At 68.0% G+C, this 19,982-nt stretch carries 12 protein-coding genes; 6 read left to right on the top strand and 6 right to left on the bottom strand.

Annotated elements, in window-relative coordinates; translation table 11 throughout:
* Positions 1 to 26: 26 nt before the first annotated feature.
* A complete protein-coding gene (locus EV643_RS05660; protein WP_133798886.1) occupies positions 27 to 1,475 on the bottom strand; it encodes a glycoside hydrolase family 28 protein in 1,449 nt (482 codons plus the stop codon).
* A gap of 158 nt (positions 1,476 to 1,633) precedes the next feature.
* Between EV643_RS05660 and EV643_RS05655 the strand changes: the two genes are divergently transcribed.
* Positions 1,634 to 3,058 carry a glycoside hydrolase family 28 protein gene (locus EV643_RS05655; protein ID WP_133798885.1) on the top strand — a complete coding sequence of 475 codons (1,425 nt, stop codon included), beginning with the start codon at positions 1,634 to 1,636 and terminating at the stop codon, positions 3,056 to 3,058.
* 14 nt (positions 3,059 to 3,072) lie between these two features.
* Positions 3,073 to 4,356 (top strand): glycoside hydrolase family 28 protein, encoded by a 1,284-nt coding sequence (locus EV643_RS05650; protein ID WP_202869404.1) that lies wholly within the window; start codon positions 3,073 to 3,075, stop codon positions 4,354 to 4,356.
* 114 nt (positions 4,357 to 4,470) lie between these two features.
* Here the strand turns inward: EV643_RS05650 and EV643_RS05645 are convergent, their stop codons facing one another.
* Together EV643_RS05645 and EV643_RS05640 are read right to left on the bottom strand one after the other, a co-directional pair.
* Entirely contained in the window at positions 4,471 to 5,703 is a 1,233-nt protein-coding gene (locus EV643_RS05645) for a hypothetical protein (protein ID WP_133798883.1), read from the bottom strand.
* Positions 5,704 to 5,710: 7 nt separating this feature from the next.
* A complete protein-coding gene (locus EV643_RS05640; RefSeq protein WP_133798882.1) occupies positions 5,711 to 8,179 on the bottom strand; it encodes a pectinesterase family protein in 2,469 nt (822 codons plus the stop codon).
* A gap of 192 nt (positions 8,180 to 8,371) precedes the next feature.
* On the opposite strand from EV643_RS05640, the gene EV643_RS05635 reads away from it, so the two are divergent.
* A complete protein-coding gene (locus EV643_RS05635; protein ID WP_133798881.1) occupies positions 8,372 to 9,412 on the top strand; it encodes a LacI family DNA-binding transcriptional regulator in 1,041 nt (346 codons plus the stop codon).
* Here EV643_RS05635 and EV643_RS05630 read toward each other — a convergent pair.
* A complete protein-coding gene (locus tag EV643_RS05630) occupies positions 9,403 to 12,114 on the bottom strand; it encodes a glycoside hydrolase family 78 protein (RefSeq protein ID WP_238165381.1) in 2,712 nt (903 codons plus the stop codon). The genes EV643_RS05635 and EV643_RS05630 overlap by 10 nt on opposite strands.
* Positions 12,111 to 13,823: a glycoside hydrolase family 127 protein gene (locus EV643_RS05625; protein ID WP_133798879.1), complete on the bottom strand. Its 1,713-nt coding sequence runs from the start codon at positions 13,821 to 13,823 to the stop codon at positions 12,111 to 12,113. Before EV643_RS05625 ends, EV643_RS05630 begins: the two co-directional genes overlap by 4 nt.
* Before the next feature lie 122 nt (positions 13,824 to 13,945).
* Between EV643_RS05625 and EV643_RS05620 the strand changes: the two genes are divergently transcribed.
* From EV643_RS05620 to EV643_RS05610, 3 genes are read left to right on the top strand one after another with little or no spacing between them, the layout of a single operon-like run.
* Positions 13,946 to 14,956 (top strand): zinc-dependent alcohol dehydrogenase, encoded by a 1,011-nt coding sequence (locus EV643_RS05620; protein WP_133798878.1) that lies wholly within the window; start codon positions 13,946 to 13,948, stop codon positions 14,954 to 14,956.
* Positions 14,953 to 16,215, top strand: coding sequence for a RuBisCO large subunit C-terminal-like domain-containing protein (locus EV643_RS05615; protein WP_133798877.1), 1,263 nt, complete (start codon positions 14,953 to 14,955; stop codon positions 16,213 to 16,215). The genes EV643_RS05620 and EV643_RS05615 overlap by 4 nt, the downstream gene beginning before the upstream one ends.
* A gap of 56 nt (positions 16,216 to 16,271) precedes the next feature.
* A complete protein-coding gene (locus tag EV643_RS05610) occupies positions 16,272 to 17,738 on the top strand; it encodes a four-carbon acid sugar kinase family protein (protein WP_166665328.1) in 1,467 nt (488 codons plus the stop codon).
* Positions 17,739 to 17,892: 154 nt separating this feature from the next.
* Here EV643_RS05610 and EV643_RS05605 read toward each other — a convergent pair whose 3' ends face one another.
* Positions 17,893 to 19,881 carry an HNH endonuclease signature motif containing protein gene (locus EV643_RS05605; protein WP_133798875.1) on the bottom strand — a complete coding sequence of 663 codons (1,989 nt, stop codon included), beginning with the start codon at positions 19,879 to 19,881 and terminating at the stop codon, positions 17,893 to 17,895.
* Positions 19,882 to 19,982 lie beyond the last annotated feature (101 nt).

Here is a 19,982-nt window from a genome sequence, read left to right as displayed (position 1 = left end):
TCGCCTTCTGCTCAGGCGGGGTGCCGTCACCCCACTTGGGCGCCTCCGATCCACACGTTCCGGATCGTCACGTCGTCGGCGTACTGTACGACAGCTTCCGCCGCGACCACGTCGAACCGGCTGTTCGTGACGGCGACGGAACGAATCCGCATACTCTCCGCTCCTACCATGCGATATGCCCGCTCGGCCCGCGCCACCCGGACCCGATCGAACCGGATGTCGCTGACGTCGGGGAACAGCGACTGGTTGCCACCGCCCTGGTAGCTGAAGGTGATCTCGAGGGGACGATACATCCAGGCCCGGGAGTCGACGTCGTGCATGTTGACGTTCCGGACGTAACCGCCGCGCGTCGACGTCGACTTCACGCAGAGCACCCACTGCATGTAGGCCTCGTCCGCGGCCGGGTCGGCCGGCATGTGCAGGCGTCGTACCCAGACGTCCTCCACTCCGCCGCTCATCTCGCTGCCCACCGCGACCGCGGCACCACCGCTCACGAAGGTGCAGTCCTCGACGATGATGCCGCGCGACGGCAGGCCGAGCCGGCGTCCGTCGGCGTCCCGGCCGGACTTGATCGCGATGCAGTCGTCGTGCGTCCTGAACGTGCAGTCGCGGATCAGCACGTCGGTGCAGGACTCCGGGTTGCAGCCGTCGCCGTTCGGGCCGAGGTTGTCGACGGTGACACCCTGGACGGTCACATTGCGGCACTCCAGCGGATGGATCGTCCACATCGGCGAGTTGAGCAAGGTGACGCCCTCGATCAGCACGTTCGTACAGCGGAACGGCTGGATGAAGCTCGGCCGGAGGTAGTGGCCGGCGCCGAAGACCCGCCGGTCGACCGGAACCTGCTCGTTGTTCATCCGCTCGAGCTCGCCCCAGTCGGCGCGCTGGTTCGGCAGGCCGGGACGCCAGCCGTACTGACCACTGCCGATCCAGTACCACCAGTGCTCGTTGTCGCCGGCGCCGTCGAGCGTCCCCGCGCCGGTGATCGCGATGTCGGTCTGGCCCTCGGCGCGGATCAGCGACGAGTAGTTGTAGACCTCGACGGCCTGCCACCTGGTCCGGACGACCGGCAGGTAGTCGGCCGGGTCCGTGCTGAAGCGGAGCGTCGCACCCTTCCGCAGGTGCAGGTCGACCTTGCTGAGCAGGTTGATCGCTCCGGTGTTCCAGACGCCTGGAGGTACGACGACATGGCCGCCGCCGGACTCGTGACAGGTGCGGATGGCGCGCGCGATGCCAGCGGTTGCGTTCTCGGGCGTGGCGCCGTACGCGGTGATCGGGAACCACGCGTCCCGGAATCGCGGCGGCCGGATCCTGGACCGCACCGACCACTCGCGGTCACTGGTCGCCGCCGCCCACTCTCGACCACTCGTTTCCTCCCCGGCGACGCTCGCGGCCGCTGGGAGGTGTGAACCAATGCCTGCGGCAACCACTCCGCCGAGGCTGAGTCCGAGGATGCGACGACGGGTGGGATGCATGGGCGGCACCTTCCGTTCGGCTGATCGGGTAAACCTTTGCACGCAAGTATCCAAGAGATTCCGAACCGATCAAGACTTCATCGCACCCAGCCGTTGACACCTCGACCACTCCCCGGGCACGATCGGTTGCAATCGTTTGCATCCGCGGGAGGAAACCCATGTCCGAACAGCTCCGTCGCCGCACACTGCTCCTGACCGGTGGAGCGTTCGCAGCCGGTGCTGTCCTAGGCGGCGGCACCGCCCCGGCCGCCGCCTTGACCGGACCGGCCGCCGCCGCAGACGAGGCCGCCGCGGATGCACAGATCGCCGAGATCCTGCGCCGGATCAGGCCGCCGCGTTTCCCCGACCGCTGGTTCGACGTGACCGACTTCGGTGCGGTCGGCGACGATGCGACGGACAGCACGGCCGCGATCCGGGCGGCGATCAAGGCGTGTCACCGGGCCGGCGGCGGCCATGTCCTCGTGCCCACGGGTGACTTCCGGACGGGCGCCGTACACCTGCTCACTGGTGTCGACCTGCATCTGAAGGCCGGATCGAGGCTGGCGTTCAGCCAGGACCCGGCCGCCTATCTGCCGGTGGTGCAGACTCGCTACGAAGGCACGGAGTGCTACAACTACTCCCCCTTCGTCTACGCCTATGGGCAGCGCGACATCGCCGTCACCGGGTCCGGCGTCCTCGATGGCCGTGCGGATGCCACGCACTGGTGGGACTGGACCGGCGGCCCGCCACCGAACGAGGGCCCGGACAAGACCCTGTTGCTGTCGATGGCCGCGGACGGCGTACCGGTTGAGCAGCGCGTGTTCGGCGAGGGTCACTACCTCCGGCCGAACCTGCTGCAGTTCCACCGCTGCGAGAACATCCTGCTCGACGGCATCACGGTCAAGGACTCGCCGATGTGGAACATCCACCCGGTGCTGTGCCGCAACGTCACCATCCGCGGCGTGACCGTCGACAGCCCGCACGGCCCGAACAACGACGGCATCGACCCGGAGTCGTGTACCGACGTACTGATCGAGCGCTGCACGATCTCCACCGGTGACGACTGCATCGCGTTCAAGGCCGGCAAGGACGCGGACGGCCGGCGGGTGAACGTGCCGGCCCGGTACGCCGTCGTCCGCGACTGCGAGATGGCCGACGGGAACGGCGGCGTGACGGCGGGCAGCGAGACGACCGGCGGCGTGATGGACATCTTCGTCCGGGACTGCCGGATGAGCAGCCCACGGCTGGAACGCGCGATCCGGATCAAGAGCAACCCGCAACGCGGCGGCACCATCGCGAACATCGACGTACGGCGGGTGACTGTCGGCCAGGCCGCTGATGCGGTGATCGAGATCGTCCTCAACTATGCGAACGTGATCACCGGCGCCTACCCGCCCGACGTCCACGGCATCACCATCACCCGGCTGACCGCGGCCGCGGCACCGCGCGCGCTGAACCTGCTTGGCCTGGTCGACGACCCGCTCCGCGACATCCGGCTGCACGCCTGCCGGTTCGACGGGATGCAGGAGGAGAACTCGATCCAGTACGTCGAGGACCTCCGCCTCGACCAGGTATGGATCAACGGCGTCCGGGTCGACAACTGATGGGATGGGACTCGATGGGTTGGGAACGGGCCCACCGCATCCTCGCCGAGGTCCAACCGCCGACCTTCCCGGACGTCGACTTCCCGATCACGTCGTACGGCGCCGTCGGTGATGGACGAACCGATGCGACGAAAGCGATCCGCGAAGCGATCGAGGCCTGTCACTCGGCCGGAGGCGGGCGGGTCGTCGTACCTCCAGGTGTTTGGCACACGGGAGCGATCCACTTGAAGTCGTACGTCAATCTGCACGTGATCGGGACGCTGCTCTTCAGCACCGACCCCGCCGACTACCTGCCGATCGTCAAAACGCGCTACGAGGGCCTGGAGGTGCTGAACTACTCGCCGTTCATCTACGCGTACGGCTGCACCGACATCGCGATCACCGGCCCGGGCACGCTCGACGGCCAGGCGGACTGGGACAGCTGGTGGGGCTGGTTCCACCGATGCGACGAGGACTTCACGAATCTCCGTGATCAGAGTGCGTTCGGCGTACCCCTTTCGGAAAGGGTCTACGGGCCGGGGTATCACCTGCGCTCGAGCTTCATCCAGCCGTACGAGTGCGCGAACGTGCTGATCGAGGGCGTGCGGATCATCCGGTCGCCGTTCTGGGAGGTCCACCCGGTGCTGTGCCGGAACGTGACGATCCAGGACGTCGTCATCGACAGCCAGGGACCGAACAACGACGGCGTCGACGTGGAGTCGTGCCACTCGGTGGTCATCCGCGGGTGCACGTTCGACGCCGGCGACGACTGCATCGCGATCAAGTCCGGCCGGGAGGCGGACGGGCTGCTGGTGAACGTACCCTCGGAGGACATCCTGATCGAGAACTGCGTGATGCGGGTCAAGTACGGCGCGATCACCCTCGGCTCGGACATGACCGGCGGCGTACGCAACGTCTTCGCCCGGAACTGCACCATCGGCGGACCGTCGCTGTACTTCGGCCTCTACATCAAGACCAACTCGATCCGCGGCGGGTTCGCCGAGAACATCTACCTCCGCGACATCGAGATCTCCAACCTCACCAAAGAGGTTGTCCAATGCAACTTCCACCGCGGTGAAGGCGACGCCGGCCCGCTCACGCCGACCGTCCGCAATGTCGAACTCCGCGACATCACCGTCCACCACGCCCGCAACGCCCTGATGCTCCGCGGCTACCGTCGCTCCCCCATCCAGGACTTCCGCCTGATCAACTGCACCTTCACCGTGGACGCCCCCAGCACCATCCAGCACGCCACCCTCACGTTCGACAACGTCACCGTCAACACCCACCCCATAACCGACGTCCACCAACTCCGCTGACCTGTTCGTGGATGGCGGCCGGCGGGCCGCAACCCGCACCTTCAGCGCCAGCGGCACCCCGGCCCCAACCACATCTCGCCCGGCAAGCCGACGTACGCCAAACCGCCGCGCACCTCAGGGCAAGTGAGCGCAGTGCACATCCAGATCCCACAGAATGACTGACAGCGCATACGGAGAAATCGTGTGGTCGCCGTGGGTGGCGTCTTCCAGGATCTCCCAATGGCCGTTGGATTCGTTGCTCACAGCATCGGTGCCGATCAGAGTAATACGGTGGCGCACGGCGGCCTCGTACGCCCGATGCCCCACTCCGTTGAAGCAGCAGTCGTCGAACCGGTTGAGGATCTGCAGCTGCCGCCGGTGACGTCCCACCGATCCGAGCGCATAGATGTCCGGAAAGTCCGCCAGCCCATAGAACCCCGGCTGCTTGTCGGCCCGCTGTTCCCAGTCACCCCGCGTCGGACTCGGCTTGGGCGACCCCGGCCGCACGAAGAACGGCAGCGAGCCGGCTGTCGGATACGACCGAGTGATCCGCGGATCCAGCGCCGGATAGATCGTCGTCGCCCACCCCCCACCCGACAGCCCGATCATCTGCACCGACGACGGCCGGTACGTCTCCTGGACGTGGTTCATCGCCACCGCGAGCGGCTCCAGGAACAGCGCCAACGGTGAGTACGACGCCGACTCCCACAGATTGAGATCGTTGTGCGACGGCTGCTGCTGCACCGTCGGATCGACCGGATCCTGCAGAGTCTTCGGGTTCCAGTGGTAGAACGGCATCGCGAACAGGAGCACCGTGTACCCGTGGTCCACCAACCCTTGCGTCACCCGCTGCAACGTGTCCAGCGCTTCACCATGCCCGTTGTGGTAGAACGCAACCCGGCGATGCGTACTCCGCACAGGCTCCACCACGAACACGCTGGCGACATACCCGAACGGCATCGCCACCTCGAGCCGGTCATACCGCCGTACGCCGGTCAACGCAGGCAACTCGGCCGGTACGCCGACATCACGTCGTACTGTCGGAAGGCCCTTCGGCAACATCCCGGTGTCCTTCCACACCTGCGCAACCAGTTGCGGGCGCAAGGCATCCGCGTCGGCGGCCGTCTGGATCTTCATCAGATCCTCGACATCGACACCGACGACCACCTGGGGCAGCGTCTTGTAGGCCGCAGTGTGCGCTGCAGCGACCTCAGCATTCACCGGAGCGACCGGCCGAGGCGCCGGATGCGGCTGTACGGCGGTGGGACTCTCAGCGGCCGTGGCAGCTGTCGGCCAGCCGGTCGCGGCCGCCGTGGGCAAACCGGCGGCCAGTGCGCCGAGGACCGTCCTACGGTTGACAGGGTTCATGAACGGTTCACCTTTCGGGACGAGGGACGACCGGCTGCCAGCCGCCGAAGACGTTCGACGGGTCGCGCAGCCAGGCCGCCTCGTCGTCACTGAGTTGCCGGGAGCACGCGAGTCGCGCACTGGTGTCGAGGGGCCGGCCGGACAGGTCGGTACTGCGGTACTCCCAGAACCGGACCTGGCCGGCGGCCGCGCAGTCGTTGGGGTTGGTGATCTGGAAGCCCGCCTTCTTCACATGGGCGTCCATCGCGGAGTCGATGAACACGACCTGGCTGGTCGGGAACCTGTTCAGTTCCACCCGCCCGAGGAACACGCTGTCGTCGGGCGCGTCCGGACCGCGGGTCAGCCGCACGTTCACGAAGATGTTGCCCGGCCCGTTGTCGCTGTTGCGGACCTGGTTGACGTAGCCGGCGTGCAGCGCTTTCAGCTCCGAGTCCTGGAGGAAGACCCCGCCGGTTCCCCAGACGAAGTCGACATCACCCTCGATGTAGCTGTCGGTCACGAACCCCTTGCCCTGCAGCCGCAGGCTGTCCTGGTACCCGAGGATCCGGACTCGCGCGAGCACGATCCGCTCGCCGTTGCCACGGAACGCCTCGGCCTGCGAGCCGCGGTACGGCGTCAGGTTCTGCACGGTCGCGTCGGTCAAGGTGAAGTCGTCGGCGTCGACGCCCATCGCGGCCCGCCAGCAGTTGAAGCGGTCCGGCTGGGCGAGCACGCGGCGCGGGCAGTACGCCTGCTCGATCGGCACTCCTCCCATCGCGTAGTCGCCGTTCAGCAGGTTGTTGTTCGGGTACCCGATGATCGTCCGGCCCGCACCGGCCCCGACAATCGTGATCCCCGGCTTGGTCTGCGGCACGTAGACGAGCTCGCGATAGAGACCCGGGGCGACATCGATCCGAGACTTATTGCCCTCGGCCACGAAGTCGATCGCTCCCTGGACCGTGCAGAAGTCCCCACGTCCGCCGACCGTGACCCGACTGTCCGTCGCCGGGTCGTGCCGGGTCCGGAACATCCACCGCGACGGTTCGGCGATCCCCGGATGCCCGGCGACGAACCCGGGATCGACGGTGACGTAGTACACCTGACCGGGCGCCAGCCGCTGATGCTGATGGATCGAGACCGTGCGGCCGTCGACCGTGACCGCCTGATACGTCCACGTGTGCAGCTGACCGAAGTCCGACCGGGCGTCACCGATGAAGCGCTGGTACGACGTGAGGTCGGCAAGATCGATCGTGTCGACGACCTCCCCGCCGGCCCGGTGAATCCGGAGCTTGCCCTTGACACCGAGTTGCACCGGTCCCTGGAAGGTCAGCTTGAGGGTCGTGTCCGAGCAGGTCGGGTCCGCCGTACCTCGCGGGGAGAGAACAGGGGTGCTCGGTCGCGTGGTTGTCCAGCCGGTCAGGCGTTCGAGCACCTTCGTCAGCTTGGCGGCGGCGACCTGGTGCCCCTTGACGTTGGGGTGGGTGGTGCCGTTGTAGTCGTCCGGGCCGAGCCAGCCGGTCGTGTCGACGTACACGATCCTGCGGTCCTTCGTCGCCGCGACCGCGGCGGCGATGTCGGCGGCGTGCGTACCGTTGAAGGGACGCAGCGCGAAGATGAGCGCGGGTGGACTCGCAGCGCGGATCTGGCGAAGGTACGCGAGGTATTTCGGCGTGAACTCGCTGCTCGGGTACGGCGCGTCGTTCGTGCCGAAGTTGACGACGACGGCGCCGGGGTCGAACGAGGCGGCTGGGAAGCCGGCCAGGTTCCAGCCGAACGACTCAGCGGCAGTGCCGACGTTGCCGTGGCCCGGCTGGACGATGCCTTGTTTGCCGAAGCCGACCTGGTTCGTGTCGGCGCCGAACGCGTTGCCGACAAGGTGCGGGTAGCTCTTGGTGCCGTCGGCGCAATCGGTACCGAGTTGCGGGCAGAGCGCCATCACGCCTTGGGTGATGGAGTCGCCGTAGAACTCGATCCGATGCTCGGCCGTGGTCGGCAGCGGGATCAGCGTGGCGGCCGGAGCGAGTTCGATCTTCTCGAGGACGACGCCGGACTGCAGCGGCATGATCCAGCGGTTCGCGTACTCGTCGACGTCCTTGACCATGATCTCGGCGGTGTGCGCGACGGTGGGATCGAGGCCCTCGACGAAGATCTTGTGGTCCTCGTCGACCTTGCTCAGAACCGGGTCGGCGCGATCGACCGAGACGTAGAGCTGCGCGGGGACGGTGATCGACTCGGTGTCGAACCAGGCGCCGAGGCGGTCGCCGGTGAACCGGAAGCGCAGCGACGAGCCGGAGTTCACCGTGATCGCCACGTCGTCGTCGCGACCCCAGTGGCCGTCCAGCTCGATCCGCGGGTCGAACGGGCCGAACGTGGCTGGGTTGGCTGCGGTCGCCGCGGTACCTGATGGTGCGACGAACGCCGCCAGTCCGAGGATCAGGGTCAGGCAGAGGCTGACGGCGTGCAGACGGACCGGACGCTTGTGGGCGGTGATTCTCACGGTGGTCTCCTCGCGCGGACCGCCGTACCGAGAAGCCCGGGGCGGTGGGCGGGTAATCCTTTTCCTCGGCTACCGTCGCAGCGCGATCGGCCCGCGTCAAGAGCTCACCGAGGAGAACTTGCCGCAGAACGGGAAAAGGTTTACACGCCTGTGCTGGCAGCGAATCGGCCGCGGGCGTGATCCAATGAGCCGGTGAGGCAGCACCGATCCGATAGACACGCGGCGACCAGCGATCGCGCCGGCCGGGCCACGATCCACGACGTGGCCCGGCTCGCCGAGGTCTCGACCGCGACCGTGTCGCGGGTACTCAGCGGCGGCAAGCCGGTCACAGCCCAGGTCGCCGACCGGGTCCGGGCCGCGGCCCAGGAGGTCGGCTACCGGCCGAACCCGGCCGCCCAGACGTTGTTGCGCGGCAGCAGCCGGACGATCGGAGTGGTCGCACCCGATCTCGGCAACCCGTACTTCGCCGAGATCCTCAAGGGCATCTCGGCCGAGGCCGCTGCCGACGGGTACCACACGCTGGTCGCGGGGACCGACGAGGACCCGGAGCGCGAGTACCGCTCGGCGATCGAGCTGGCCCGCTGGGTCGACGGTCTGCTGCTGTGCGCGCCACGAATGAGCGCGCCGCGGCTGAAGGAGGTCGCCGCGGCCGGCCGCAAGCTGGTGCTGATCAACCGGGTACTACGGCATCCGTCGGTGGGAGCCGTGGTCGTCGACTACCACCACGGCGTACGGCTGCTGTGTGAGCACCTCGGGTCGCTCGGCCACAAGCGGATCGTCTACCTGGAGGGTCCGCCCAACGCCTGGTCCGACCAACAACGCCAGCGCGGCTTCCGGACCGCCGAAGCTGCCGGCCAGACCATCATCCGCGTCCCCTGTGGCTCATCCCTCCGCGACGGGTACGGCGCGGTCGATGAGGCGCTCACGCACCGCCCGACCGCGTTGATCGCCTTCAACGACCACGTGGCCGTCGGCGTTCTGAGCCGCCTCCGCGAGCTGGGCATCACCGTCCCCGACGACATCTCGGTGGCCGGTGTCGACGACGCCCCGATGAGCGCTCACATCGACCCCGGCCTCACCACGTACGCCGTCTCCACCGTCGAGCTGGGCCGTCGGGCCTGGCAACACTTCAACCCAACGGCGCCCACCAACACCATCCACCTCACCGGCGAACTAGTGGTTCGAGCCTCCACAGCCCGCGCTGCGCGCCGCCGCCGTACCTCTCAAGCCTGAGCTGTGAAGCTGTAGCGGCCCGAGCTCACTCGGCACACCAACGCGCGGTCGGCCGACTCCAGTTGCTCGACCCCATCCTGCTCGGCGACCGACTGTCGTGACTCACGAACCGACTCCGCATCACTCGTCGGCACGTGGACGGTTGCGGTAGCGCCGGGCGGAATCACCACATCCAGGGTGAAGGTGCCGTCGGCGATCTCCCAGCGGGTGGAGACTCTGCCGGTCGGTGTGTCGTAAGCACCCTCGGCCCAGGTCAGCCGACCACCCGGGCGAGGCCTGATGACCAACTCCCGGAACGCCACCGAGTCTTCAGCCTGATCGATGCCGGCGACGTCGCCGTACAGCCAGGCTCCGACGGATCCGAGCGAGTAGTGGTTGAACGAGTTCATCGCGACCGGCCCGAACCCGTTCTCCTCCGTCCAGCCGTCCCAGCGCTCCCAGATCGTGGTCGCACCGTGCCGGATCGAGTAGCCCCAGGACGGATACCGGTCATCGTGCAACAGGTCGTACGCCAACTCGACATGCCCGTACTTCGCCAGGATCGGACACAGCAGCGCCACCCCGGCGAACCCCGTCGTCAACGACCGGCCGCGCCGCTCGAGATCGGCGACCAGGTGCTTCACCGCCGCCTGCTCGAACTCGTCCGGCAGCAGCCCGAACGCCAACGCCAACAGGTACCCCGTCTGTGTGTCCCCGCGAACCTTGCCCTCGGCATCCACGAACTCCCGCACGAACGCGGCCCCGATCCGCTCTCGGAGTTCGCCGTACGCCGTCGCTTCGTCGTCCAGCCCGATCACCCGCGCCGCCGCGGCTGTGAGCTCGGCACTACGAGCGAAGTACGCCGTCGCCAGCACATCGCGATCCGTCCGTACGCCGACCTGCAGCCAGTCGCCGTAATGGCCGCTGGTCCGGTTGCGCCAGATCAGGTCCGGGTTGGCCTGGTGGACGTAATCCACCCACCGTCGCATCGTTGGCCAAGCCTGCCGCAGTACGCGTTCGTCGCCGTACGTCCGGTACAGCGTCCACGGGACGATGGTCGCGGCATCGGCCCAGGCGGGCGTGCCGTGCCGCCCGGTGATCAGGTGCGGGATCACGTCGGGGATCGCGCCCTCGTCCGTCTGCGCGACGGCGAGGTCACCGAGCCAGTTGCCGAAGAACGTCAAGACATCTGCCTGGTACGCCGCGGTCGGCAGGAAGATCTGTGCGTCCGCGGTCCAGCCGAGGCGTTCGTCGCGCTGCGGGCAATCGGTCGGCACGCTGACGAAGTTGCCGCGCTGCCCCCAGCGGATGTTGCTCAGCAGCTGATTGACGCCGGCATCGGAGCATTCGAACCGGCCGGCGACCGGAGTGTTCGAGTGCAGCGCCCGGCCGGTGACGTCAGCCGTGGTCAGCTCGCCCGGGTAGCCGTCGATCTCGACGTACCTGAACCCGTGGACGGTGAACATCGGCTCGAAGTACTCCTCCGCGCCACCCGCGCTGACGAAGTAGTCCGTCGCGTCGGCGGTCCGGAGGTTGGCGGTGTACAGCTCGCCGTCGGACTCGAGCATCTCGCCGTGCCGCAGCCTGATCCGGTCACCGTTCTGCGCCCCGCGGACGCGCAGCCGGACCCGGCCGGCGATGTTCTGGCCGAGGTCGACGATGTAGCGACCAGGGTCTCGCGGCTCGACCTTCACCGCCGGGAGGTCCTCCGTCACCCGGACCGGTTCGGCGCTGGCGGCAACTAATGTCGACAGGTCCGCTCCGACGTCACCCGCCGGCGCCCAGTCGGTGGCGTCGTACCCGGGACTCGACCAGTCCCCCAGCTCGAGGCGGGCGTCGTACGACTCCCCCATCAACAGGTCCGCGAACCGCAGTGGACCAGTGCGCTCGACCCACCGGCTGTCAGTCGCGATCACTGTTCGCGAGCCGTCTGCGTGGTCGACGACGAGTTGTGCGAGCAGTTGGGGCTTCTTGCCGTAGTGGTGTGCCTGGCTACGCGTGTCCCAGCCGACGTACCCGGACCACCAGCCCTCACCGAGCACAGCGCCCAGCACGTTCTCACCCTCGCGGAGCAGGTCACCGACGTCGTACGTCTGGTAGGCCAGCCGGTAGCGGTAGTCGGTCCAGCCGGGAGTCAGCTCGTCCATTCCGACTCTCTGACCGTTGGCATTCAGCTGGTAGAGCCCGTGGGCGGTCGCATAGACGCGTGCTCTGGCGACTGGCTTGGCGAGCTCGAAGGACCGGCGGTAGTAGCGCGGTGCGGCCAGCGTGGCTGAGCGCTCCGAGCGTGGCTCTTTGCGGTCGACCGGTGGTTCGAAGTACGGATCGGTGTCGTAGTCGTGCTCGATCCAGCGCGCCTGCCACTCCTCCGGGTGGAAGATGCCGGTGGCAAACGTCGTCGACGCCTCACACACCTTCCCGGCCGCGTCACGAACCTCCAATCGCCACACGTAGTCGGTGAGCGACGTCAGCGGTGCACCGCCGTGGTCGACGTACGTCTGCTCCTCGGTCCGCCACCCGCTGTCCCACACCTGTACGTCGTCACGCTGGAGCCGGACCCGGAACGCGTCCTGCCGGTCACCACGCACCGGAGACGCCAGCCGCCAGCTCAACCGCGGCCGGTCGGTCCCGATACCGAGCGGCGCGACCAGGTGCTCACAGCGCAAGTCGTACGGCGTCAGCGCCGGAGCACTCGGTTGATCTGTCAGCACCCAGGTTGTCACCAGGACCACTCCGTCTCGGGTCGGTGGAGCTCGTAGTCACGCAGACCACCGGCGTGTTCCGGGCGGCCGCCGTACATGGGCCGGGACTTGCCGGGTGGGTCGATCGCGATCACGTCATCGCCACGCCAGGTAGTCCGGAACTCGTGGCCGGCAGCGAGTTCGGTGGTGGTCTGCCCGACCATCGGGAAGGTCACCACGATCCGCTCTCCCGGCTGCGGCTTCGGGATGGACAGGTAGCCGTCGGGCGCCCAGATCCGCTCCGCACCGGTGCGCTCCTCATCGCCCCGGCGCAGCGTCAGTCGTGCATACCCGGCCCACTCCGGCACTCGGACGCGCAACTCGTCGACCGGCTCGTTGATGAGCAGCTCCACCTTGCCTTCGACCGGTAAGTGGCTCAGCACGTCGACTGTGCGGTGTGCGCGAGTGAGCAGCAGGTTGACGCGGGTCAGCGCGCTGTCGCCGGTGACGATGCTGTTCCACGCCCAGAACAGTCCACGTACGCCGGAGCCGACACAGCACGCCTGGACGTCATTGGTGTGCCCGCGACCCAGTGGTACGTCGGAGACGTAGTCGTTCGGAGCGCCGTACCCGCAGAAGGCACCGAGCACGCGCTCTCCCACATCAACGTACGTCCGCCAGCCCACCTCGTCCCCCGACCGGTCCGGGGCGGACTCCACCCAGCTCAGGTCCCGCAACTGCGACGCGGCCAGGTGGTTGCGGACGAACCTCTCTACCACCGCCCAGTACGACGTGAGTCCACTGCCGGCGAGCGTCGTACCGAGGCCGATGAGGTCGACCAGTGAGCAGGTCTCGTGCTCGTAGCGCTGGTCGGCCAGATCACCTGGGGTCCAACCGAACCTGGTGGCCTGTGTGAGCACCCAGTCGTAGCTACGTCGGGTGAACTCGGTCAGGCCGTGGTCACCGGTATGCCTGGCCAGTCGCGCAAGGCCTTCCAGCGTGCCGACGCGCGTGTGGAAGTGACCGCTGCGGTAGGCGCGGGCAGGGTTGAAGCTGCCGTCCGGGAGGTAGACACCGCTCTTGTCGACGATGAGCCGGGCGAACCACTCGCAGAGCTCCAGGGCGTCGGAGTTGCCGGTCGCCTGGTGGTAGCGCAGAAGCGGCATGATCAGGCGACCGGAGAACGACGCCGGGTCGGGCGCGAGGTGGAGGTCGATCGCGTTGGCGGATGGCCAGCCGTCGGTCGTGTACTCCGAGGCGGGGTAGAACCAGACGTCGCGTTCCTTGATGGCGATCCGCTTCAGCGCCTCGACCTGCTTGTCTGCGGCTGCTTGGGCTTTGGCATCGCCGGTCGCAACGACTGTCGTGGTCAGGGCGAGCAGGGTCGCGCGCTGGTCGATCAGGTTGGCGTTCGCCTTCCAGTGACCACGTGGGTGCTCGCGGCGGTAGGTGAGGCCGTCTTCGTGCAGCAGGTCGAACAGGGTCTGCCGGTAGCGGTCGGCGACCTTCTCCCAGTGTGGCTCCCAGTTCTTCCCGCCCGTCATCTGTTGCGCGAGCAGGAACGCGTCGGTCAGCCGGCCATGGCTGGAGCCGTAGTCCCAGTCGCCGTGGTCGAGCCGGGCAGGGCGGGCCAGCAGGTTCGCGCTGAAGAACGGGATGCCGTCCAGGTGCTCGTCGGCCAGGCCGGTCACCGCGTTCATCGCCAGCGCGGCCCGCTCCTCGAGCAGCAGGGTCGCCGGAATCGTCGCCATGAGGAAAACCTTTACCCTTGGAGCGGGCGATGTCAACGCTCCATCCACAGGTTGGCCGATCGGCCTTGTTTTCTTGACGTTTGCAGGCGGAGACTGGCGGGAGCCGATCGAAGGAGGTCGATATGAGGGCAGCTGTGCTTCAGGAGCCGCGGCAGGTTTCGGTCGTCGACGTACCGGACCCTGCCCCGGAGGACGGCGTGCTGCTCAGGATGCGCGCGGTCGGGTTGTGCGGTTCGGATCTGCACACGTGGCGTGGGCATCATCCGTTCCGAAAACCACCGGTCGTGCTGGGTCACGAGGGTGCGGGCGAGGTGGTCTCATCGGCCGATCCGGCCTGCAGCGTGGGCGATCGCGTCGCCGTACTGCCTGCGCTGTCGTGCTGGGAGTGCACCCGCTGCGAGGCCGGGCATCCACATCTCTGCGCTGCGAAGCGGGTGCCGGGTGGCGGATGGCCGGGGATGCTCAGCGAGTACTTCGCCGCACCTGCGCGGGTGTTGGTCCCGCTGGCCGACGGGATCGGGTACGACGAGGGCGCCCTGATCGAGCCGTTGGCCGTGGCGTGGCACTGCACCAGTGGTGGTGCGGTGACGGCCGGCGACTCGGTGGCGGTGCTTGGCGGGGGTCCGATCGGGAGCCTGGTCGCCGCAGTGAGCCAGATCCGCGGGGCCTCGACCGTGCTGGTGAGCGACGTGAAGGCGTACAACCGATCCTTCCTTGCGCAACAGGGCGTCTCCCAGGTGGTGGATCCGTTGTCCGATGATCTGCCGGCGGTCGGTGCCTCGATCTGCGGCGATGGGTTCGATGTCGTCGTGGTGGCATCCGGTCATCCGGGTTGCCTGGCGGAGGCGTTCGCACTGTGCCGGCCGCGCGGGACCGTGGTGCTGCTTCCGATGTTCGCCGGCCGGCTGACTGTCGACCTGAATCCGGTGGTGCTGAAGGAGATCAGGATCCAGGGGTCGACGATCTACACACCGGCGGACTTCCGGGCTGCGGCTCGATTGGTCAACGATCGGGTGCTGGACGTCCGGCCGTACATCACCGACGTGGTCGCGCTGGACCGGACGCCCGAGGTGCTGAACGCGATCGACGCCGGCGCGGACCATCTCAAGATCCAGATAGATCCGACCCGATGACCGCCCGCCCCGAGGTCGTGGCAACCTACCTGGTCGAGAGTTACCTGCCACTGGAAGACGCGGCCGAGGTCATCGCGGGTGAACAGTCGACGGGGACGTTCGTCGCGGTGGCGCGGGAGACCGCCGAGCTACGGGAACGATTCGCTGCCCGGGTGCTCATGGTCGAGGAACTGCCGTCGCCTGATCATGGCGATCTCCCGGGGGTGATCCGGCCGTCAGGTGCGAGGCGCCGGAGCGGTCGGGTGCGGATCGCGTTCGGGTTGGACAACTTCGGACCGTCCCTGCCGAACCTACTGGCAGCCGTCGCGGGGAACCTCTTCGAATTGAGGCAACTGGCCGGCATCCGACTGCTGGATCTCGACCTACCGTCCGCCTTCGCCGACCGCTATCCAGGCCCGCGGTACGGCGTGACCGGTACGCGCGAACTGTTGAGCCGACCGGACGGTGTGTTGCTGGGGACGATCGTGAAACCCAGCATCGGGTTGCCGGTCGACGAACTGCGGATCGTCGTCCGCGAGCTCGCCGAGGCGGGGATCGACTTCATCAAGGACGACGAACTGATGGGCGATCCACCCCACTCACCGCTCGCCGACCGGGTCGCAGTCGTCACCGAGGAACTCGACCAAACCGCCGCACGGACCGGGCGACGGCCGATGTACGCGTTCAACATCACCGACGACCTGGACCGCATGGCGGCCAACCATGACCTGGTCCGCGCAGCCGGCGGTACCTGCGTGATGGTGTGCGTGAACCTGGTCGGCCTCGCGGGCCTCGCGTGGTTGCGTGAGCGATGTGAGCTGCCGATCCATGGACATCGCGCGATGACCGGGGTGTTCACCAGAGCGCCAGGGTTGGGGATCGACTTCGTCGCCTGGTCGAAACTGGCGCGGCTCGCAGGCGCCGATCACCTGCACACGAACGGCTTGTCCAACAAGTTCTACGAGACCGACGAGGAGGTCCTGCGCTCGATCACGGCGGTACGCCGGCCGCTGCTGGGCGGGTACGAGACGTTGCCGGTGCTGTCGTCGGGCCAATGGGCCGGATTGGCGCCGGACACGTACCGGCAGACAGGTACGACGGACCTGCTGGTGCTCGCGGGCGGTGGTATACACGGACATCCCGACGGGCCGGGTGCTGGCGTCACCGCGATGCGGACCGCCTGGCAATGCGCCGTCGAGGGCGGAGATCTGGACGCGGCTGCGCAAAAGGAACCCACACTGAGGCGCGCGATCGAGACCTTCGGAGGAGGTCATGGCTGAGCGCGCGCACGCGGACGTCCGCCGCGCAGTCGTGGCGCGGGTGGCGGGAGCGGACCGTGCTTGAAGCTGCGTTCTACGGGGACGACTTCACCGGGTCGACCGATGCGCTGCTGCAGTTCGAGCGGTGCGGGTTGCGGGCGGTCCTACTGGTCGACCTCCCACCGACAGGCGAACTACGCGACCTGGCAACCCAGTACGACGTCATCGGAGTAGCAGGTATCGCACGGTCGCTGGCTCCCGACGAGCAAGAGGCGGAGATCCGGCCGATTCTTACCGCCCTGCGTGACCTGAAACCCCGCGTCGTCCAGTACAAGATCTGCTCGACAGCCGACTCGTCACCCCAGCTCGGCAGCATCGGCCGCGCTCTCGAGGTCGGCCGATCCGTCTTCGGCCCCGCCGTCGTGCCAGTACTCGCCGCCCAACCGGAGCTCGGTCGCTACACCGTGTTCAGTCACCACTTCGCCGCCGAAGCCGACGCGATCCACCGCCTGGACCGCCAACCCACCATGGCGAATCACCCCGCCACCCCCATGACCGAAGCCGATCTCCGCGTCCACCTCGCCGCCCAGACCGACCTCCGGATCGGCGCGCTGCACCTCACGTCGTACGCCGAGCTCCCCGACCACTATGCCCAGTCGTACACCGACCTCCCCGACGGCCGTGCTCGGTCGTCCGACGACGTGGTGGTCCTTGATACGCTGACCGACGCCGACCTCCGGCTGCTGGGCCGAACGCTCGTTGCATCCAGCAACGGCCGCCCGTTCTTCGCCGTCGGCTCCGGCGGACTGTCCCGCGCCCTGGCGATGAATCTCACGCCAGCAGCCCCGTCTACCAGGCCTTACCCGCCCAGCGACGCGGGCAGCACGCCGACGGTGCGGCACTGGCCAGCCTCGGCGCACCGGTCGTCGGAACATGCTCCAGACAGCCCGCAGGTCCTGGTTGTGTCAGGCAGCCAGTCGAGTCGCACGAGGGAGCAGATCGCGTACGCCGTGAGCGCAGGCTGGTTGGCCGTGGAACTGCGCGACCCCACCACCGCGCACCGCGCCGCTGTGGCCGCCCTTCGCGACGGCGCCCCCGGCGTCGTCATACACACCGGCGTCGTCATACACACCGGCGTCGTCGTACGCACAGGCAAATCCACCGAGCCCGCCGAACAGACAGAGCCCGCACTACACCCGGGCGGACACAGCGACCACCCGGCCTACGAGCCGGACCAGCTCCACAGTCCAGCTCACGACCTGGTCGGTTCCCTCGGTGATGCCCTGGCCGTCGTAGTGCGTGAGGTCGTCCGGGACACCGGCGTCCGCCGGCTGATCGTCGCCGGTGGGGACACATCCGGACGCATAGTCCGCAACCTCGGAGCCACCACCCTCGAACTACTCCCAACGCCCGATCACCTTGGCCCAGGCACCGCCCTCTGCCAAGCCAGCAGCCCGGACTCCACCGTCAACGGCCTCCACGTCCTACTCAAAGGCGGCCAGATCGGCCTCCCAACCCTCTTCGAAACCTTCCGCACGACCTGAACCGCCAACGATCGCACTCGGTTCAGATCCGGTCGGCGCCATAGCGCCCCTCGCATCACCACCACAACGAGCGAGCCCACGCACCTAGCCCAGACGGACACAGCTGTGTGCAGCGAGGCTGGGACCGACAGGTAGGTTGGTGTGGTGCCCTCGTCTACGGCGCGGCACGTGAGGCGAGATCTGCGGTGTCGCTTGGGACGCTGGCATCGCCCCACGGATCGACGGGATTGAAGCCAGCCGCTTCAGCGGGATCAACAGGTCTGCCACGGCGGCCGGACTTCTCGGGCGCAGCAGGCGTCGATTCGTCACCCCAGACGGCGAAGCGAACTGCTTCCTGGCGAGCGGCCTCGTCGTCCTGCCACCACGAGCGGGGACCTTCGCCTGAGGCCGCGGGCTCATGCCACGGGTCGGGGCGAATGGATTCACTCCCGCTGGTTTCGTCGGCCTTGTTGAGGGACTGTTCTGAGGCGGCGGGCTCGTTGGCCCACTGATTCGGCGTGGGACATGGTGCGGCACCGTTCGCATCCGGCCTGGTTGCGTCGCCGTTCGGTGATGACGCGTCGGCTCGGGCGTGGGCAGGCGGGTGCCCTTGAGCGGCGCGGCGGGTTACGGGTGGTGGGTCGGCCCAGGTGGGCCGCGAGACGTGGACCGTGCCGTTGGTGATGGTGATGGTCCAGTGGCCGGCGTGCAGGTCGATGTGATGCCGTTTGCACAGCAGCACGAGGTTGGAGATGGCGGTGAGGCCGCCGTCGATCCACGAGCGGAGGTGGTGGGCGTCGCACTGGATGGGTGGTGCGCCGCAAACGACGCAGCCTTTGTCCCGGGCGTTCAGGGCGCGACGCATGGCGCGGTTGACCAGGCGTTCGGAGCGGCCGACGTCGAGTGGTTCGGAGTTCGAGCCGAGGACGAGCGGGAGGATCGCGGCGTCGCAGGCCAGCCGGCGGATCGCGGCCGCGGACAGGGCGTCGCCGTACACGAGTTGGCCGGTGGCGTCGGCGGTGGCAGCCTTGAGGTCGTTGAAGTCGATGGTGACGGTGATGTTCGCCTTCGCCCCAAACCCCGGCACCCGCCCACCAGATCTTCCCCCGGTCTCCGCAGGTCCGCCGGTCTCGGCGGTGGGACCGTCAATGGTGGTCGTGGCGGCGTCGCGCGTGGCGCCCGCGGAGTCAGTGTCGGTCGCCGCTCTAGCAGAGTCGGCGGTGGGGGTGGCGTCACCGGTCTCGGTGGGCGCGGCCTGGGCGGTGGCTGCGGCGCGGCCGGTGTTGGTGGGTGGGGTGTATCCGGTGTCGGTGGCTGCGGCGGCGATGGTCAGGGCGCTGGTGAGGGCATCGGCCTGGCGCTTCTCGCGGGGGCGGGGGTCGAGTTCGCCGTCGACGGTCTTGCGGGGCCGAGCCCCGGCGTGGATCAGGGCGCGGAAGAGCTCGGCGTTGTCGTTGGCCAGGAACCCGCGGAACTTCACACCGTTCTCGGCGTTGGACAGGGTCAGGGACTCCCGGCTGTAGGCCCTGTCCTCGTCGGGTCCGGGACCGTCGCTGTCCAACAGGTCGCCGATCTCCTTGCCTGCCTTGCGCAACTGTCCTGGCGACAGGCGCGCGGCGAGGCCGACCAACTGTTCCTCGGCCACCGCGAGATGTTCCACCGGGACCCTGGCCGCGACACGCTCCAGGGCCCACACGATCGCCTGCGCCTGGGCCGGGTGCAGAGGCCGCCCACCCGCGCCACCGGCCGCCGCCTCCTCCGCGACACCATCGGCGGCAGCACCATCAGTCGCGGCAGCACCATCGACGTCGGTGTCGTTGGTGTGGTCGGTGTCGTCGGGATGGGCAGTGGTGTCGAAGTCGGCGGCCGACGTTGCCGAAGTGGTGTCAGGCAGGGCCGCGGCGACGGCCGGGTACTTGGGCAGGGCGCGGGCCAGGCGGACGTCGCGGTGTGCTTCGATGCTGTCGACGCGGTACCGGAAGGTCAACAGGCGAACGGTGTCGTGGGCGCCGATCTCCTTGGCGTAACCGGTGTCCTCGAGACCGCCGACGAGATGCAGACCGTAGGTCTTCAGGCGGGCGATCTCAGCGTTCACCGCGTCGAGAGTCGACAGCATCTCGCCGCCACTCATCGACCACACCGGCCGCTCACCCAGGACTCTCATGACGACAACTCTAGACACACCAACCGACAGTTCTCAAACCCAGAACCCCTTATTTTCAAAGGGATCTGGAATCTCGAGTTGTCCACAACCCAGCAAGGTTG

Origin of the sequence: Kribbella caucasensis, from assembly GCF_004361855.1 — a bacterium.
GTDB classification, from domain to species: Bacteria; Actinomycetota; Actinomycetes; order Propionibacteriales; family Kribbellaceae; genus Kribbella; species Kribbella caucasensis.
Note: the sequence above shows the minus strand (reverse complement) of the source record. Positions and strands in the feature narration are given on the sequence as shown.

What these genes read in the sequence shown, in the direction of transcription:
- EV643_RS05605 (WP_133798875.1), bottom strand. Translation starts at nt 19,881, where the DNA reads ATGAGAGTCCTGGGTGAGCGGCCGGTGTGGTCGATGAGTGGCGGCGAG.
- EV643_RS05650 (WP_202869404.1), top strand. Translation starts at nt 3,073, where the DNA reads ATGGGTTGGGAACGGGCCCACCGCATCCTCGCCGAGGTCCAACCGCCG.
- EV643_RS05625 (WP_133798879.1), bottom strand. Translation starts at nt 13,823, where the DNA reads ATGGCGACGATTCCGGCGACCCTGCTGCTCGAGGAGCGGGCCGCGCTG.
- EV643_RS05655 (WP_133798885.1), top strand. Translation starts at nt 1,634, where the DNA reads ATGTCCGAACAGCTCCGTCGCCGCACACTGCTCCTGACCGGTGGAGCG.
- EV643_RS05660 (WP_133798886.1), bottom strand. Translation starts at nt 1,475, where the DNA reads ATGCATCCCACCCGTCGTCGCATCCTCGGACTCAGCCTCGGCGGAGTG.
- EV643_RS05645 (WP_133798883.1), bottom strand. Translation starts at nt 5,703, where the DNA reads ATGAACCCTGTCAACCGTAGGACGGTCCTCGGCGCACTGGCCGCCGGT.
- EV643_RS05615 (WP_133798877.1), top strand. Translation starts at nt 14,953, where the DNA reads ATGACCGCCCGCCCCGAGGTCGTGGCAACCTACCTGGTCGAGAGTTAC.
- EV643_RS05620 (WP_133798878.1), top strand. Translation starts at nt 13,946, where the DNA reads ATGAGGGCAGCTGTGCTTCAGGAGCCGCGGCAGGTTTCGGTCGTCGAC.